11 protein-coding genes are annotated in these 17,472 nt (G+C 57.9%); 4 read left to right on the forward strand and 7 right to left on the reverse strand.

Annotation, left to right across the window (positions count from 1 at the left end; genetic code table 11):
• Nucleotides 1–214: 214 nt before the first annotated feature.
• From uvrC to uvrA, 4 genes are all read right to left on the reverse strand, one after another.
• The gene (uvrC, locus tag I2D41_RS01005) at nt 215–2,155 is read right to left on the reverse strand and encodes an excinuclease ABC subunit UvrC (RefSeq protein ID WP_195363242.1); all 1,941 of its coding nucleotides are present in this window, start codon (nt 2,153–2,155) and stop codon (nt 215–217) included.
• Nucleotides 2,156–2,161: 6 nt separating this feature from the next.
• The gene (gene murJ / locus I2D41_RS01010) at nt 2,162–3,742 is read right to left on the reverse strand and encodes a murein biosynthesis integral membrane protein MurJ (RefSeq protein ID WP_117848727.1); all 1,581 of its coding nucleotides are present in this window, start codon (nt 3,740–3,742) and stop codon (nt 2,162–2,164) included.
• A gap of 105 nt (nt 3,743–3,847) precedes the next feature.
• Entirely contained in the window at nt 3,848–4,348 is a 501-nt protein-coding gene (gene ybaK / locus I2D41_RS01015) for a Cys-tRNA(Pro) deacylase (RefSeq protein WP_006236166.1), read from the reverse strand.
• A 132-nt stretch (nt 4,349–4,480) separates the two neighbouring features.
• Entirely contained in the window at nt 4,481–7,360 is a 2,880-nt protein-coding gene (uvrA, locus tag I2D41_RS01020) for an excinuclease ABC subunit UvrA (RefSeq protein WP_195363243.1), read from the reverse strand.
• Between the two features lie 193 nt (nt 7,361–7,553).
• On the opposite strand from uvrA, the gene I2D41_RS01025 reads away from it, so the two are divergent.
• The 4 genes from I2D41_RS01025 (at nt 7,554) to I2D41_RS01040 (ending at nt 13,678) form a co-directional block, all read left to right on the forward strand.
• Nucleotides 7,554–9,707 carry an LTA synthase family protein gene (locus I2D41_RS01025; protein ID WP_195363244.1) on the forward strand — a complete coding sequence of 718 codons (2,154 nt, stop codon included), beginning with the start codon at nt 7,554–7,556 and terminating at the stop codon, nt 9,705–9,707.
• Between the two features lie 148 nt (nt 9,708–9,855).
• Nucleotides 9,856–10,686: an Mrp/NBP35 family ATP-binding protein gene (locus tag I2D41_RS01030; protein ID WP_195232166.1), complete on the forward strand. Its 831-nt coding sequence runs from the start codon at nt 9,856–9,858 to the stop codon at nt 10,684–10,686.
• A complete protein-coding gene (locus I2D41_RS01035; protein ID WP_195363245.1) occupies nt 10,687–11,958 on the forward strand; it encodes an NAD(P)/FAD-dependent oxidoreductase in 1,272 nt (423 codons plus the stop codon).
• A gap of 79 nt (nt 11,959–12,037) precedes the next feature.
• The gene (locus I2D41_RS01040; RefSeq protein ID WP_195363246.1) at nt 12,038–13,678 is read left to right on the forward strand and encodes an NAD(P)/FAD-dependent oxidoreductase; all 1,641 of its coding nucleotides are present in this window, start codon (nt 12,038–12,040) and stop codon (nt 13,676–13,678) included.
• A 63-nt stretch (nt 13,679–13,741) separates the two neighbouring features.
• On the opposite strand, the gene uvrB is transcribed toward I2D41_RS01040, so the two are convergent.
• The 3 genes from uvrB to coaE are packed head-to-tail and all read right to left on the reverse strand — an operon-like array spanning nt 13,742 to nt 17,249.
• A complete protein-coding gene (gene uvrB, locus I2D41_RS01045; RefSeq protein ID WP_195363247.1) occupies nt 13,742–15,982 on the reverse strand; it encodes an excinuclease ABC subunit UvrB in 2,241 nt (746 codons plus the stop codon).
• Nucleotides 15,983–16,033: 51 nt separating this feature from the next.
• Nucleotides 16,034–16,615, reverse strand: a complete 582-nt coding sequence (locus I2D41_RS01050) for a lytic transglycosylase domain-containing protein (RefSeq protein WP_195363248.1) — start codon at nt 16,613–16,615, stop codon at nt 16,034–16,036.
• A complete protein-coding gene (coaE, locus tag I2D41_RS01055) occupies nt 16,608–17,249 on the reverse strand; it encodes a dephospho-CoA kinase (RefSeq protein ID WP_055286973.1) in 642 nt (213 codons plus the stop codon). Before coaE ends, I2D41_RS01050 begins: the two co-directional genes overlap by 8 nt.
• Nucleotides 17,250–17,472 lie beyond the last annotated feature (223 nt).

Below are 17,472 nucleotides of genomic sequence, written 5' to 3' on the forward strand. Positions count from 1 at the left end.
ACCGTTCACCGAATTCATTGACAAACGATTCGCCAGACAGTATGTATCGACGAGGTGAGATATCAGTCATCGTCAACCCGCAGGATAGCAGGGTTGTTCACCATGGCTAGTCAAACGTTTTAGCGTTAATAAAACCCGAAATCGACAGGTAATCGCCGCGAAATAAATGATTGAAAATCGGCCAATCATGTATATCAGTTGTTTAGAAGCACGTTTAGTTTTCGGAACGGTTGGCCGATGCCTGGGCGCGTTCGGCATTCCATGCAACAAGTGCCTCGTGGACCGCTTTGGCGACATCGGCCGGAACGCCTCGAACTTCCGCGATCTCTTGCTCGCTCGCCGCGCGCAAACGCTTCATCGAGCCAAAATGGCGCATAAGGGCACGTTTTCTGGTGGGTCCCACGCCTGGAACGTCATCGAGTACCGAAACCGTCATGGCTTTATCGCGCAATTCGCGATGGAACGTGATGGCAAAACGGTGCGATTCATCGCGCACCTGTTTGATTAGATAGAGCGACGCGGACCCGGTCGGAAGCACGACTGGAGTCTCGTCCCAAGGCACGAAAACCTCCTCATCGGCCTTTGCCAAGCCACAAACTGGTATATCGAGCCCAAGAGCCTCAAGTTGCTTGATCGCAGCGGTCAATTGCGGCTTACCGCCATCGACAACGAGCAAATCGGGGCGCGATCCAAAGCGCTCGTCGGCCATGCGCTCGGGAGCATAGCGTCGTCCCAAAACCTCGGACATCGACACGAAGTCGTTTGCCTCGTCCAATTCGGCCTGAATTTTAAAACGACGGTACTGGCTCTTGTCGGCGCGTCCGTTGGTAAACACCACCATCGAGGCGACGGTAAAGGTTCCGTGCAGCGTCGAGATATCGAAGCACTCGATACGCATCGGCGGCGCTGGCAGCGCCAGCGCGCTTTCGAGCTCCAGGAGCGCCTGATTGGTGCGGTCGTCAGCGTACCCCGTTCGCATCATGTAGCGCATGAGGGCATGGCGCGCATTTTTGGATGCCATATCGAGCAAACGGTGCTTTTCGCCACGCTGCGGCCTATGGAGATGGCAGGAACGCTCGCGCTTGCCCGCAAGCCATTCCCCCAGCGCCTCCGCATCCTCAAGCTCGACGGAAAGGTTGACCTCAGCTGGAATATCAGCCGTCTCGTCGTAATAGCGCTTAAGAAAGCCCGACTGGAGCTCTTCCTCGTCAACATCAAGACCCTTGTCGAGAATGAACTCGCAGGTGCGAACTGTTCGGCCCTCGCGAACGACGAAGACGCAAGCGGCGGAGATGGTCTCCTCGCGATAGAACCCGATGACATCGATATCGACACTGGAGGGAAAAACGACTTGCTGACGATCGTCCAGACCCCTGATGACCTCCAAACGACGTTTGACGCGTGCCGCGCGCTCAAAGTCGAGCGCCTCGGCGGCATCCGTCATCTCGGAGGTCAGCTCATCGACGACATCCTTGCGATGGCCCGACAAAAAGCGCTCGACACGCTTGACGTTCTTGGCATAGTCTGCCGGGGAAATCGCGCCGACACACGCACCCGGGCCGCGCCCGACATGGTAGTCAAAGCAGGGACGCCCGTTTTGCGCGCAAATCATATTGACGATGTCTTCCTCGCCCTTGTGGGACTCAACGATACGGCGACAACGACGCCACTCCGCACAGGATGCGGAGCAGATGGGAATAACCTTGCGCAGCGTATCTATCGTCTCACGTGCCGCACGGCTATCGGTATAGGGTCCAAAATAGCGCGTTCCCGGCTTATGACGCTCACGCGTGTATTTGATCGCGGGATACAGGTCGCCCTTTGTAATGGCGATAAAGGGGTAGCTCTTGTCATCCTTGAGGTCGACGTTAAAGTACGGATGGTACTGGCCGATCAGGTTGCGCTCGAGTACAAGCGCCTCATGCTCGGTTTCGACAACGATGTAGTCAAAGCTCGCCACCAGCTGCATCATCAGCGGGATCTTTTGACGCTCATCCTGCAGTGTCACGTATTGACGCATGCGGGCGCGCAGGTTTTTCGCCTTGCCCACGTAGATGACATCGCCCTTGGCATCCTTCCAAAGGTAGCATCCGGGCTGTGTGGGAACGCGCGAAACCTGCTCGGCAAGCGTTGGTATGTTGTCGTGACAGGCCACGCGCACCTACTTGCGACGAAGCAGCGCCGAGACCTCGGGCATCTTAAGGACGACGGCAAGGCCAAAGGTAACAACAAGCGAGGCGACACCCGCAACGCAAACGTAGCCAAGAGTAATCAGAATCGAGCCGCCAAGTGCCCCGACAAAGTGTTCAAGCGCCCACATGACGCCGGCGCCTGCGGCAGCACCTAGGCCACCGAGCAAAAGGCCAAAGAAACCGCCATGTAGGATAGATTTGACCTGAAGGCCACGCAGGCGACGACGCAGCCACCACAGCGAACAGCCGACCAAGATCACGTAGTCGACGACATACGAAAGCGCGATTGCCGGCATACCGAAGCCCAGCACAACGCCAAACAGCAGAACCGAGCCGGCCTGGCCGATGGCGGAATACAGGCAATAGCGGCTATAGGGCTTCATGTCGAGCAAGGCAGAGAAGCTCTTCTGCATCAACACGACCACGCCGTAGAGCGGCAGCGAGAGCGCCAGGTAGACAAGGTACTCGGACACCAGAGCCACGCCGGATTCATCGAACTTGCCAGCACAGTAGATCATATTGAGCGGACGTGCGAAGACAATCAGGTACAGTGCGAACGGAATCAGGAAGAACAGCATCTGGGCGACGCCACGCGAAATGCCCGTGCGAACGCTGTCGTAATCCTTCTCCTGTGCGTCATGAGAGAGCTCGGTATAGAGCGCCGTCGAAAGCGAGGCGGCAATCAGCGCGTAGGGCAGCGTGTACCACAGGCGCGCATAGGCGATGACGGAAGGACCCGTCTCGGGCTGGACCACCAGCGCGGCAGCGTTGGTGATAGAAGTCGAGACAAACATGCACACCGTGGCGAGCAGCGTCGGGATACCGAGCGCAATCGTCTGGCGCAGCGCGGGGTCCTTAAAGTCGATATGGATATGGGGATGCACGCCGTGCTTGCCAAGCGCGGGAATCTGACATGCCATCTGAACAAAGACACCGAGGGTCGTACCGGCCGCAATCAAGATGATGCCGGCACGTTCGCCAAACTGTGCGGACACGGGCGCAAAACCCATAAAGCTCGCAATGACGATCACATTGTTGAGGACCGGGGCAAACGTCGACCAGAAGTAGTCGCGGTGTGCGTTGAGAACGCCCGAGAACACCGAGCCCAAACCATAAAACAGAATCTGGATGGCAAAGAAACGGAACATGAACGCAGCGGTATCCATGCTGCCACCGTCACCCGAAAGGAACGATTGCGTCCAGATAAAGCCCGGGGCGAACACGGTCCCCAGCAACGAAATGCCACCCAGCACTAAAAGCAGAATGCCGAGCAGGTTGCCCACGTACTCGTTCGAGGCCTCGCGACCCTGCTCACGCCTCACGCCCATGTACACGGGCAAAAACGCCGTCACGAGCATGCCGCCCATCACGAGTTCGTAGAGCATATTGGGCAGGTTGTTGGCGACCTGATAGGAGGACGAGAGCAGCGACATGCCGATAGCGGCCGCCATTGCCCACGTGCGGATAAAACCGGTGACGCGAGACACGATAGTCAGGATGGTCATAAGCCCGGCAGAACGACCAACCGTGGAGTAGTCCGACGAGCCCATGTCGTCAGTGTCATCTCGCGACGAAGAAGCTTCGGATGAGGGTGTCTGAGGCGCAGATTCTTTTGCAAAATGAGCTCCGCGCTTCAATTCTTCCTGCGGCATCGCTCAGTCCTCTCTCGTAATCGCGGCAACCGTCGCCCCGCAAAATGCAATTAAATCATCGGGTGCAAGCTCGAGCTGATAACCACGCTTGCCTCCCGAAATAAAAATGGTATCCCAAAGGACGCATGTCTCATCAATGAGCGTCCGGTAGCGTTTTTTCATACCGACCGGGCTGCAGCCGCCGCGAACGTAGCCAGTCGCCGCAAGCAAATCCTTCACATGCATCATGGCCAAGGACTTCTCCCCCGCGGCACGCGCGGCGGACTTTAGATCGAGCTCGTCGGCAACAGGGATGCAGCACACGACATAGTCGTTGGACGGTGTCACGCAGACCAAAGTCTTAAATCCTTGACCGGGCTCCTCGCCAAGCTGCTCCGAAATCGCGACCCCCAGGCCCACCGACTCATCACCATCGTCTTCGTACGTATGTAGAACATAGGAAATGCCGGCGCTTTCCAGCTCGCGCATCGCATTGGTTTTTGGCGTCTTTACAGCCTTTGCCATGACATATCCTTTCCCTCGCATTCGGACGTAAAGATTAAGTATATGTCCAATTCGGCTGCATACGTCACTTCGACACAGCAAGCGCCATCGAATCACAAGGAGTCGATGGCGCCCATAAACTGAATCGCCTATTTATTGAGCATCAAGTTGAGCCTGACGCTCCCGGTCACGCCTGAGCAACGGCGCCAAAAACTTGCCCGTATAACTCTGCGGACAGTCCGCAACCTGCTCCGGTGTGCCCGAAACCACAACGGTTCCGCCGCCGTTACCGCCCTCGGGACCCATATCGATCAGACGATCGGCAACCTTGATGACATCAAGGTTGTGCTCAATCACCAGCACCGTGTTGCCCGCATCGACCAAGCGCTGCAGCACATCGAGCAGCTGGCGGACGTCCTCAAAATGAAGGCCGGTCGTCGGCTCGTCCAAAATATAGAACGTCTTGCCCGTCTGGCGTCGATGAAGCTCCTTGGCGAGCTTCACACGCTGCGCCTCGCCGCCCGAGAGCGTCGTGGCGGGCTGGCCCAGGCTCACGTAGCCCAAGCCTACATCGTACAGCGTTTGGAGCTTGCGCTTAATCTGCGGGATATTCCCAAAGAAGGCCAGCGCCTCGGTGACACTCATTTCGAGCACGTCCGAGATGGTCTTGCCACGGTAGGTGACCTCGAGTGTCTCGCGGTTGTAGCGTTTACCGCCGCAAACTTCGCAGGGAACGTAGATATCGGGAAGGAAGTGCATCTCGATCTTGATCTGCCCGTCGCCCTTGCACGCCTCACAGCGCCCGCCACTCACATTAAAGGAGAAACGACCCGGCGAGTAGCCGCGCGCCTTCGACTCCGGCGTACTCGCAAACAGCGCGCGAAGATCATCCCACAGGCCGATATAGGTAGCAGGGTTGGAACGCGGCGTGCGGCCAATCGGCGACTGGTCGATATCGATAACCTTATCGATACACTCGATGCCCTCGATTTTCTTATATGGACCCACAGGGCGCGTCGAGCGGTGAATGGCATTCGTAAGGGCAGGCGCAATGGTGTCGGTAACCAGGGAGCTCTTGCCCGATCCCGACACGCCGGTAACAACCGTAAGCGTACCAAACTCGATTTTGGCAGTAACGTTTTTGAGGTTGTTGGCTCGAGCGCCCGTAATTTTAAGGCAGCCGCGACCGGGCTTGCGCCGTTCATCAGGCACCCGGATCATTCGTTTACCGGTCAGATAAGCGCCCGTCATCGACTCGGGACACGCCATGATATCGGCAGGCGTTCCCGCCGCGACTACGTGTCCGCCGTTGACGCCAGCGCCGGGCCCCATGTCGATCACGTAATCGGCGGCACGGATTGTATCCTCGTCGTGTTCGACGACGATAACGGTATTGCCGATATCGCGCAGGCGCTCGAGCGTCTTGATCAAGCGCTCGTTGTCACGCTGATGAAGACCGATCGAGGGCTCGTCCAGAATATAGAGCACGCCCATGAGACCCGCGCCGATCTGCGTTGCCAGGCGAATACGCTGCGCCTCGCCACCGGAAAGCGTCGCCGAGGCACGATCGAGCGTCAGATAGTCGAGTCCAACATCGACCAGAAAACGCAAGCGCTCCAGGATTTCCTTGACGATACGGCCGCCGATAAACTGTTGGCGCTCGGTGAGTTCCAGGCCCTCAAAAAACTCGAGCGATTCACGGCACGACAGGCAACAAACCTCGTAAATGGACTTGCCGCCCACGGTGACGGCGAGCATCTCAGGGCGCAAACGAGCGCCGTGGCAGCTCGAGCACGGCTCCTCGCGAATGTACTTCTCCAGGCGCGCCTTGGTGTTCTCGTTCGTCGTCTCGGTATAGCGTTCGTACAGGATGTTGCGAACGCCCGAAAACTTGGTATCCCACTGGCTGCGACGTCCGTCGAGCTTTTGGTAGTCGACCGAGATCTTCGTATCGCCCAGGCCATCCAAGAATGCACGACGCACGCGAGGGGGCAAGTCCTCCCACGGCGTATCGGTGCTCACCTTAAAGTGTTTGCAGACCGCAGCAAAAATCTGCGGATAGTAGTTCGAGTTGCCAAACAGGCTACCAAAGACTCCGTCGGCAATGGACTTCGAGGGGTCCTCGATCAACGCCTCGGCATCAACGGTTTTCTTAAAGCCCAGGCCGTCGCACTCAGGACATGCGCCATAGGGAGCGTTGAACGAAAAATCACGCGGCTGAAGATCGTCAATGGAGTGACCATGCTCCGGGCACGCCAAGGCCAACGAATACTCCAGCAGCTCGCCCTCGGTCCCCTCGGGAGCATCACGATCGGGCAGCATGTACACGTTTACATTGCCGTGAGCCAGCGCGGTCGCCTGCTCAACAGACTCGGCGATACGGCCCAGAGAGTTCTCACGGATCACGATGCGATCGACTACGACCTCGATATCGTGCTTGAACTTCTTGTCCAGATCGATCGGATCGTCGAGCGAGCGCACTTCACCGTCGACACGCACGCGGCTAAAGCCCTCGGCGCGAAGGTCCTCAAACAGTTTGGTGTACTCGCCTTTTCGCCCGCGCACCACCGGTGCCAGCACAAACGCGCGGCGGCCCTCCCCCGCCGCCAAGACCTTGTCGGCAACCTGGTCGGTCGTCTGACGCTCAATGACGCGGCCGCATTCGGGACAGTGCGGGGTGCCCACACGGGCGAACAGCAGGCGCAGATAGTCATAAATCTCGGTTACGGTGCCAACCGTCGAGCGCGGGTTCTTGGATGTCGTCTTTTGATCAATTGAGACGGCCGGCGAAAGGCCGTCGATTGAATCCAAGTCGGGTTTGTCCATCTGGCCCAAGAACTGGCGCGCATAACTCGAAAGGCTCTCGACGTATCGACGCTGGCCCTCGGCATAGATAGTGTCGAATGCCAGCGAACTCTTGCCCGAGCCAGAAAGACCGGTAATGACCACGAGTTGGTCACGCGGAATGGAAACATCGATATCACGGAGGTTGTGCTCACGAGCGCCGCGAATAACGATAGAAGAATCAGACATGGAAGCTCCTTGCCTCCTATTGCATCGAATCATACTGCCGATGAGTTTAGCGCACTCGACGCGCACAGATGTTCGTAATACAAGATTCGCAGACCTTTAGCTTTGCGTATCGGGCGCTTTGTTTCTCGAAATGCCGTGGAAAGGTTACAGTAATCTAATACTGAACTTAATTTGCTGTACCAGAGGAACGTCCATGACCGAAGATATCCCCCTTGAAATCACTTCGAGCGACATGGCCAATCTGCCCATATTCATCGCCGTCCTTATCGTAGCCGCCGTCGTCGTGCGCGTATATTTTTCAATCAAGCGAAATGAAAAGCCGCCCATTGCCCGCGCCTTTTGGTGCGCGACGCTCCTCATTCCGCTCGGTGTGGTAGCTGCCTGGATTACGAATCAATTGCTTGTAAACGAAGACAGCTCCCTATGGATTCTTTCCTATTCGGCACTCGGTGCCGCTGCCGTCGTGCTTCTTGTCGAGCCCTTGATTTCGAGATTCATCGACCAATCCGATTTCGCAACGGGAACGATTGCCTGCACCTGTCGCGACGTTCTCGTCATCGCCGCGGTTTCGGTGCTCTCGTTCGTTTCGCTCGAAATCGCCTGCAACGACACGTTCTATCGCATTCCCGCCAATTCATTTGGTTTTTCCGTCGGACTGCTCGCGACGATCCTGCTCTCTCTTTATTTGCTAGGACAACGGCACGGAGGGGTCATGGCCCTTGTGCCCATCGTCTGCTGTATCCTTGGCATTGCCGAGCAGTTCGTCGTGACATTTAAAGGCGAAGCCATCCTGCCGAGCGATATTTTGGCCCTGGGCACCGCAGCGGAGGTAAGCGAAGGATACGAGTTCACCTTTACTGCCGGTATCGTCACGTCACTTGCGCTGCTCGAAATCTCCTTTGGGCTTCTTTCGCTCATCCGGCCGCGAAAACTCCGTACGCCCTCTCGCGTATCCCCCGTCATTGCCGGCAATCTCTGCGCCTTCCTGCTGGTGACCGCCGTGGGTCTCTCTGGCTTTTCCAGCATCGACTTGGAACAGGCGCTCGACTTTGGATTTGACCGCTGGCAGCCTATTACGACGTATGTGTCTCAGGGCTTTCTCACCTCGTTCACCGAAATGGTCAACGAGCTGCCCATCGAAAAGCCCGAGGGCTATACGTCCGATGAGGCTCAGGACATCGAGCGGGAGCTTGCCGCCGTCTATGACAGCACGTATGGCTCGAGCGAACAGCGTGCCGCCGCCGTTGCTCAATTCAATGAAATCAAGCCAACGATCGTCGCCGTCATGAACGAAAGCTTTAGCGACCTTTCGTGCTTTGAGCAGCTCCAGGCGGCCGGATATACCGGCCCTGCGTTTTATAGCTCGCTTCCCGACACGCTCGTGCGCGGCACTATGCTCGCCTCGGTCGCAGGCGGCGGAACGGCGAACTCCGAATTTGAGTTTTTGACCGGGGCGACGACTGCCTTTGTCGGAGTGGGCAAGATTCCCTATCAGCTGTATCAGATGAATGATGTCAACAGCTTGGCAAAGGACCTTAAAGAACTTGGATACACCGCCACTGCCATGCACCCGCAAAACCCCGTCAACTACCATCGAGATAAAATCTATCAACAGCTGGGCTTTGGAGATTTCCTATCTATCGCCGATTTCGAAGGTGCACCCTATTACCATGCCGGCGTATGCGACTACGCCACCTACGACAAGATACTCGACCTACTGAGGACCGACGACGCCCCGCAGTTTATCTTCGATGTCACGATGCAAAACCATGGCGGCTACGACTACGGCACCGTCCCCGCCGAAGAGCTGACGAATTATTGGGTCGAGGGGGCAAGCGAGGGCACCAATAGCGCGCTCAACACCTACCTCACCTGCATCAACGCATCCGACCGAGACCTTGAGTACTTTATCAACGAGCTGCGCAATATCGGTCGACCGGTCGTTCTCGTCTTCTTTGGCGACCATCAGCCGAGCGCTGCAACGGCTCTCAACGACGAGCTGTACCCACAGGAAGACACGGCAAGCCACGCTTTCCGTATTTATCAGTCGACCTATTTTGTCTGGGCGAACTATGAAATCGCCGGCAATACCGAGCTCAACGTCTACGACACCGTCGGTGCGAACGAGATTGCAGCCATAACCCTTAATAAGATCGGCGCCCCGCTCACCGATTACCAAAAGGCCCTACTTGCAACAAGGTCCGATGTGCCCACCATCAATGTCGCCGGCTATCTCGGAGCCGACGGGCTGCGCTATGACTTGGAATCGGAAGACAGTCCCTATGTCTCGACGATCGACAAGCTGCAGTGCATTCAATACCTTGAGTTCGCCAGCAAGGTTCAGTAAGCCCGCCCGCGCGTTTGGGCGACATAACATCGCAACGCACGCTCGCGGCCAAACGCATCATGAATGACTCCCACTCGCAAACGAGGGTACAATGACGCTCGTGTCACACCGCGGGGCTTCGGCCCCAACATATACAAAGGAGTCATACATGGGTTGCGAGCACGCACAGGCCGCCGGAGGACAAACCGCGCCGCAGGAATTTGAAGAAAACACGTTGTCCGAGGTCAAGCGCGTTATCGCCGTGCTTTCCGGCAAGGGCGGCGTCGGCAAGTCATTCGTCACCGGCGCCATCGCCACCGAGCTCGCCCGTCACGGTCACAAGGTCGGCGTCCTCGATGCCGACATTACCGGCCCCTCTATCCCCAAGATGTTCGGCATGAGCGGACGCCATGTCCATGCCCTCGGCAACCTTATGCTGCCCGAAATCTCCGAGCACGGCGTCAAGGTTATGAGCTCCAACCTGCTGCTCCAAAACGAAACCGACCCTGTCCTCTGGCGCGGTCCGGTTATCGCGGGTGCCATCAGGCAGTTCTGGAGTGAGACCTCTTGGGGTCCCATCGACTACCTGTTGGTCGACATGCCTCCGGGAACGGGCGACGTCGCCCTCACCGTCTTCCAGTCGCTGCCCGTCGATGGCATCGTCATCGTCACGAGCCCGCAGGATCTGGTCTCGATGATCGTCGCCAAGGCGGTCAACATGGCCGAAAAGATGAACGTCCCCATTCTGGGCATCGTCGAGAACATGAGCTATATCGAGTGCCCCGATTGCGGTAAGAAGATCGAGGTCTTTGGCAAGAGCAAACTCCCCGAGGTCGCCGAGCGCTACAACCTCGAGATCCTGGGCCAGCTTCCCATCAATCCGGCACTCGCCGAGGCCTGCGATAAGGGCGAGGTCGAGACCGCGCTGCCCGACGGCATGCTGCCCCAAGCCGTCTCTGCCGTCGAGGCCATTGCCCCGCACGAGACCGACGAGGCCTAAGTGAACGCAAACGCCTTCTATGACGTCTTGGTAATCGGCGGCGGGGCCTCAGGTCTCGCCGCCGCCATTACGGCCGCACGCGCCGGCAAAAGCGTCTGCATCGTTGAGTGCGATGTTGCCTGCGGTCTTAAGATACTTGCGACCGGAAACGGCCGCTGCAACCTTTCCAATGAATCAATCGATTTCCAGCGGTACAACCACCCCGCATTCGTCGAATCCGTCATGGGATCTCAGCCCGAAGAAGAGCTAGGGAACTTCTTCTCCTCGCTGGGTATCATGACGACCTCCGAGGAAGGCCGCCTGTATCCGCGCTCCCTTCGCGCCGAATCGGTGCGCGATGCGCTTCTCAACGCTTGCGATCGCTTGGGTATCGCCTTGATCTGCGGGGCAAACGTTGTCTCAGCATCCAAAGCTCCCGAGGGCTGGGCGCTTCAAATAGACCGTCCCGCGCGGACGCTCAAGGCAAAAAAGCACGACGACCGAAAAACAGAGGTCCGCTCGCTTCGGAAGGTGCTTGCCGACGCACCTCGCAAGAACGAGACGCTGCAAACAAAGGCTGTGATTATCGCCACGGGTGGCAACCCTGCCGACATCGCACAGCTGCTCAATCTTCCCCTCACGGCGCAGCGCCCCGTCCTCTGCCCCGCATCAGCATCGGTCGTTGGCGACCAGACGGCCCTCAAGACCTTGGATGGCCTGCGCGTCCGCGCCCGTCTGACGCTCACCCGCAATCATGAGGAGCTCTGGCACGAAGACGGCGAAGTGCTCTTCCGAACCTTTGGCATCTCGGGCGTTGCCGCCTTCAACCTCTCCCGCCGTGTCCAGCACGGCGACACGATTCTGCTCGACGTTTTCCCCGACCTCTCCAAAGGCGAGTTGCTCGATATGCTCAACCAGCGAGTTGAGCTGCTCGGCGGCTTTTCGCCCCACGATCCCCGCTGGCTCGACGGCATGCTTGCCCCGCAGCTCTCTCACGTCGTCTGCACCGCATTCGAACAGTGCCATCCTGGGTCGCACGATGTCATTCATCTGGTCTCGATCCTCAAGCACTTTAAACTGCTCGTCGAGGGAACGGCGGAGGAGCGTTCGGCCCAGGTCACGCGCGGCGGCGTGCCCATCGAGAGCGTCTCAACTCCCAGCCTCTGCGTGAGCAACGCGACAGGCGCTCCACTTTACATCTGTGGCGAGGCGCTCGATATCGATGCCGATTGTGGCGGCTTTAACCTTGCTTGGGCCTGGATCTCGGGCATTCGCGCTGTAAGCAGTCTATAGCCGCGCAGTCTATAATCAAAACGCATTCGGGCCGTCTGGGACACCGGGCGGCCTCTTTCTTGCATCTAAGGAGACCTTGATGATCGAAATCACCCAAGTCCACGCGTCCCTCGACGAGGCCGGCGACGAAACTGCTTGCCTTGCTATTGGCAGACGTGCCGCCAAGCGAGCCCTGCGATGCAAGGATTCCCAGATTAAAGCCATCGAGATCCATCGCAAGTCTATCGACGCCCGTAAAAAGCGGGACGTCCATTTTATTTTGAGTTTTCGAGTTGAGCTGACAAGCCCCCGCCTTGAGCAGGAAGCAGTCGATAGCGTTGCCGAGCGCGACCGCTCGCGCATCCGCATGGTCGATGGCGCGACGCCCTCATTCCCCTCCCCTGTCCCCAACGCACCCAAGGAGCGTCCCGTCGTTGTCGGCGCCGGTTGCGCCGGCCTCTTTGCCGCCCTCACCCTCGCCGAAGCGGGCCTTAAGCCTCTGCTTATCGAGCGTGGCGACCCGGCGCTTCGACGCTCGCAGACGATCGATCTCTTTCTTAAGGAGCGCATCCTCGACCCCGAGAGCAATATCCAGTTTGGCCTGGGCGGCGCGGGAACGTTCTCGGACGGCAAGCTCAACACGGGAACCAAGAATCCTGCCCATCGCCTGATTCTCGAGACCTTCGTCGAAGCGGGCGCGCCCCGCGATATCCTATGGGACGCCAAGCCGCACATCGGCTCCGACATCCTTCCCACCGTCGTCACCAACATTTCCCAGCGCATCGAACAGCTCGGCGGAACCGTTCGTTATCGCACAAAGCTCGTCGACATTCGCACCGATGCGTCCGGCGCCATCACCGGCATCGATGTTCAATCGCCTCAAGACACCGCGAGCGAGACGATCGTCACAAAGCACCTCATTCTCGCCTGTGGCCATTCCGCTCGCGACGTATTCGAGCTTCTCCAAAGACATAACGTAGCCCTCGCGCAAAAGACCTTTGCCATGGGCGTACGAATCGAGCATCCGCAGCACGACATCGACCGTGCGCAATATGGCCCTTCGGCGGGGCATCCGGCGCTCGGGGCGGCCCCCTACAAACTTGTCGCCCATCTCCCCAACGATCGCAGCGTGTTCTCGTTTTGTATGTGCCCCGGCGGGCAGGTTGTTGCCGCCTCCTCCGAGCAGGGCTATCTGTGCGTCAACGGAGCCAGCCTCAATGCCCGCGACGGGCGCAACGCCAATGCCGCCCTGCTCGTCAACATCACGCCTGACGACCTTCCCAGCGATGACCCGCTTGCAGGCATTGAACTCCAGCGCGCCTGCGAGCAGACTGCCTACCGCCTGGGCGGCTCCAACTGGAACGCACCGGCACAGCTCGTCGGAGATTTCCTTGCGGGACGTGCCAGCACGGCACCTGGAAAGGTGAAGCCCACCTATCCACTTGGCGTGACCTGGACGGCAATCGACGAAGCTCTCCCGCGGCATGTCGTCGAATCGCTTCGTTTGGGAATCCCCTTGCTCGGCAAAAAGCTGCGTGGCTACGACCGCCCCGACGCCGTCCTCACCGGCGTGGAGACACGTTCGAGCTCGCCTGTCACCGTCACCCGCGATCGAGCGTGTCACGCCACGTCGACCCAGGGCCTCTACCCTTGCGGCGAGGGAGCTGGATATGCCGGCGGCATCATGAGCGCCGCCACCGATGGCATCCGTTGTGCCGAAGCCCTGATCGCAGACCTCTAACGTGCACCCCAGCGTTCGAAAGACACGGGCCCCGAGCTCCACAAGGAGCTCGGGGCCTGTTCGTTACTTCTTGAATCGTGCGCCCTGACGTTTTCTGCCCGATGCAAAGGTGGAACCTTTACGAGCCTGCGAACGCAGGCGCTCGATCGTTTCGTCCTCAGATGCACCCTCGAGCATCGCCCGAATCTGGACGACCGCATCGCGCAGACGTGCCGCCTCCTCAAAGTCCATGGCGGCGGAAGCGTTACGCATGTCCTCCTCCATGGTCTCGACGATCCGCACGAGTTCATCATGCGGTAGTCCTTCCAGCTGCTCGGCAAGCGTCTGTTCGGGCGCCGCCGTCTCCGGCACGGCACCCTCACCATTTTCATCGGGCGTATAGAACGCGCCGTGACCCAACGAATCGCCTTTCGAGCGCCCCTTGGAGCCCACGGTCTTTTCGGCCTCGGCAATAAAGCTCGAGATGTCGTTAATGGCTTTGCGGACCGTCTTGGGCACAATGCCATGCTCTTCGTTATATGCCATCTGAATCTCGCGACGGCGCTGCGTCTCCTCGATGGCTTCTTTCATCGAATCGGTCACGACGTCAGCGTACATAATGACTTCGCCGTCGGCATTACGGGCCGCGCGGCCAATCGTCTGAATCAACGAACGGCGGTTGCGCAAAAAGCCTTCCTTATCCGCATCGAGAATCGCTACCAGCGAGACCTCGGGAAGGTCCAGACCCTCGCGGAGCAGGTTGATGCCAACGAGAACATCAATCTTTCCCTCGCGCAGCGTACGCAGGATCTCGACACGATTCATCGTCGCCGTATCGGAGTGCATGTAATTAACCTTAATGCCGGCATCGAGCAGATGGTCGGTCAGGTCCTCTGCCATGCGTTTGGTCAGCGTCGTCACCAGTACGCGCTCCTTACGGGCCACGCGCTCGCGAATCTCATCCTCAAGATCGTCAATCTGGCCGCGAACCGGACGCACATCGATCTTGGGGTCGAGCAGACCGGTCGGACGAATAATCTGCTCGACGTCGTTCTGGCTGACGCGCAGCTCATAGTCGCCCGGCGTGGCCGAAACGTAGATGAACTGGGGGATCCTCGCCTCAAACTCATCGAAACGAAGCGGGCGGTTATCGAGCGCCGAAGGAAGACGAAAACCGTGCTCCACCAGCGTCACCTTACGCGAACGGTCGCCTTCGTGCATGCCGCGGATCTGCGGCACCGTCACATGGCTCTCGTCGATGATGCAGAGCATGTCCTTGGGAAAGTAATCGATCAGGGTAAACGGCGGCTCACCCGGCTTGCGCCCGTCCAGATGACGCGAGTAGTTCTCGATGCCGTTGCAAAAGCCCATCGTCTCGAGCATCTCAAGATCATAATCGGTGCGCTGCTGCAGACGCTGCGCCTCGAGCAACTTGTCGGTCGCCTTGAGCTCCGCCACGCGCTTCTCGCACTCTTCGCTGATCGATTTCAGAGCCGCCTTGACCTTCGGCTTCTCGGTCACGTAGTGCGATGCCGGCCATACGGGGATGGCCTCGTACTCACGAAGCATCTCTCCGGTGACCTCATCGTTCTCGGCAATCAGCTCGACCTCGTCGCCAAAGAACTCAAACCGCAACGGATGCTCGGCATAAGGCGGATACACGTCGACAACATCGCCGCGCACGCGGAACGTGCCGCGTGCCAGGTCATAGTCATTGCGATCATATTGAATGTCGATAAGTGCATGGATAAAGTCATCGCGCTCGAGCGGCACCTTCTTGTCGACGTTTGGAGCCAGACCCGCATAGTCCTCAGGAGAGCCAATGCCATAGATACACGAGACCGATGCGACAACGATCACATCGCGTCGAGAGAGCAGTGACGCGGTCGCCTGATGGCGCAGCATCTCGACCTCTTCGTTAATCGAGGAGTCTTTCTCGATATATGTATCGCTTTGCGGCACATACGCCTCGGGCTGATAGTAGTCGTAGTACGAGACAAAGTAGACCACAGCATTGTTGGGAAAGAACTCTTTGAGCTCGCTCGCAAGCTGAGCGGCGAGCGTTTTATTGGGAGCCATGACCAGCGTCGGCTTCCCCAGGGCCTCAATAGTCTTAGCCATCGTGAAGGTCTTGCCCGAACCAGTCACGCCCAGCAAAACCTGATAGCGATCTCCGTCCCTCACACCCTGCACAAGCGACTCAATGGCCTTAGGCTGAGAACCTGCAGGCTCATAAGGAGATACAACCTTAAATGGCACCTCAGAGCCCTCAACGCCAAAACGTTTGAGCTCTCCTCCAACACGCTCAACTTCAAATTCCGCCATGGATACTCCTAACTCATATATCTGCAGTATACGCAGGCGGCAGGTATAGTCCTATACGAACTGATCGGGATAGAGGGTCTTGTAGCGAACCCAGGCGTTATTGACGCGAATCAGATACGCCTGCGTCTCGGGGAAGGTGATCGCATTATGCAACGACGTGCTTTGTTGCGCCCATCCGTCGACATTGCCCATGCCGGCGTTATAGGCAGCAATGGCACTATCCGTCGACCCGTTGAAATAGGCGAGAAGATACGAGAGGTATGCGCAGCCAAACTCGATATTCGTAGCCGGATCGTTAAGATTGTCGGCCGAATACTCCCCTCCGTCGACAAGGCCCTTGGCAATCATATCCTGGGCAGTCTCGGGCATCAGCTGCATCAATCCCTGAGCACCCTGATTCGACTCGGCCTCGGGATCCCAATTCGATTCCGACTTAATGACAGCGCACACCAGATACGGATCCAGATTATGCGAAATACTGGATTGCTTTACATACGCCTCGTAGTCAATCGGATACAGCGGCTTAAAGAAAGCGGCAGGGGCACACGAGTAGACGAGCGAAATAAGGCCGAAGACGAACACAACGGCAAGTGGCGCCACGCGATACCACGTAAAGAAACGTGCCTTAGGCATCGGCCTCCTCCTTATCCGGAGTATCTATAAACCCGTGGCATGCAAGCCATGAGTCAAGCTGCTCAAAGAGCGAATTATCGCCTGCGGCATTATCAATCACCGTTGTAGCGAGATTGCACAGCGCAGACTCATCGGGCTGGCAAGCAGAACGAGCATCGAAATCGGATGGCTCCATGCCACGTTGAATAGCGCGCTCGCGACGAACTGACAAAGGGGCGCTGATGACCAGAATTTCATCAGCCAAGCCAAATGCATCCTCAAAACCAGTCGGAGCAGAAACCTCGACCACCGCAAAGGGATAACGGGGAGATGAAACCGTACAACAAACCGGATCGAGAATCCTAAGCGAAAGCTGTTCAATCAGAACGGGATGCACGATGCCATTGAGCCGTGCGACCGAATCAGGAGAAGCGAAAGCTCGAGAAGCGAGGATGCTGCGGCGAATGCCGCCTTCCTCATCCAAAATGTCCCAACCGAATTCATCCGCGAGAGTATTGACGATATCAGAGCCCGGCACATACAGAGATTTTGCAAGCTCATCCAGATCGATAAGCATAGCGCCACGAGATTCGAAATAGCGGCAGGCCGTCGACTTACCCGAAGCAATATTGCCCAAGACAAATACGGTAAACATCAAGCCCTCCCTAACGCCAATGCGAGTAATTATCGCTCAAATACACTAGAAGGACTCAAAATACAGCCAAAGAGTAAGAGCGCATACGGGGGAGGTAGGTCCCAAAGCACAATGTGTATACAACGCAAAAAGGGGGAGGCCGCGAGGCCTCCCCCTTCTTTAGTTTCGGATGACGGCTCGGTGCCGTCCACCGGTCAGCGGCGCCCTGGCCTCCCACGGGCTG

Source organism: Collinsella aerofaciens (assembly GCF_015552075.1).
GTDB classification, from domain to species: Bacteria; Actinomycetota; Coriobacteriia; order Coriobacteriales; family Coriobacteriaceae; genus Collinsella; species Collinsella aerofaciens_Y.

What these genes read in the sequence shown, in the direction of transcription:
- I2D41_RS01050 (WP_195363248.1), bottom strand. Translation starts at nt 16,615, where the DNA reads ATGCCTAAGGCACGTTTCTTTACGTGGTATCGCGTGGCGCCACTTGCC.
- I2D41_RS01030 (WP_195232166.1), top strand. Translation starts at nt 9,856, where the DNA reads ATGGGTTGCGAGCACGCACAGGCCGCCGGAGGACAAACCGCGCCGCAG.
- I2D41_RS01025 (WP_195363244.1), top strand. Translation starts at nt 7,554, where the DNA reads ATGACCGAAGATATCCCCCTTGAAATCACTTCGAGCGACATGGCCAAT.
- uvrA (WP_195363243.1), bottom strand. Translation starts at nt 7,360, where the DNA reads ATGTCTGATTCTTCTATCGTTATTCGCGGCGCTCGTGAGCACAACCTC.
- coaE (WP_055286973.1), bottom strand. Translation starts at nt 17,249, where the DNA reads ATGTTTACCGTATTTGTCTTGGGCAATATTGCTTCGGGTAAGTCGACG.
- uvrB (WP_195363247.1), bottom strand. Translation starts at nt 15,982, where the DNA reads ATGGCGGAATTTGAAGTTGAGCGTGTTGGAGGAGAGCTCAAACGTTTT.
- murJ (WP_117848727.1), bottom strand. Translation starts at nt 3,742, where the DNA reads ATGGGCTCGTCGGACTACTCCACGGTTGGTCGTTCTGCCGGGCTTATG.
- I2D41_RS01040 (WP_195363246.1), top strand. Translation starts at nt 12,038, where the DNA reads ATGATCGAAATCACCCAAGTCCACGCGTCCCTCGACGAGGCCGGCGAC.
- ybaK (WP_006236166.1), bottom strand. Translation starts at nt 4,348, where the DNA reads ATGGCAAAGGCTGTAAAGACGCCAAAAACCAATGCGATGCGCGAGCTG.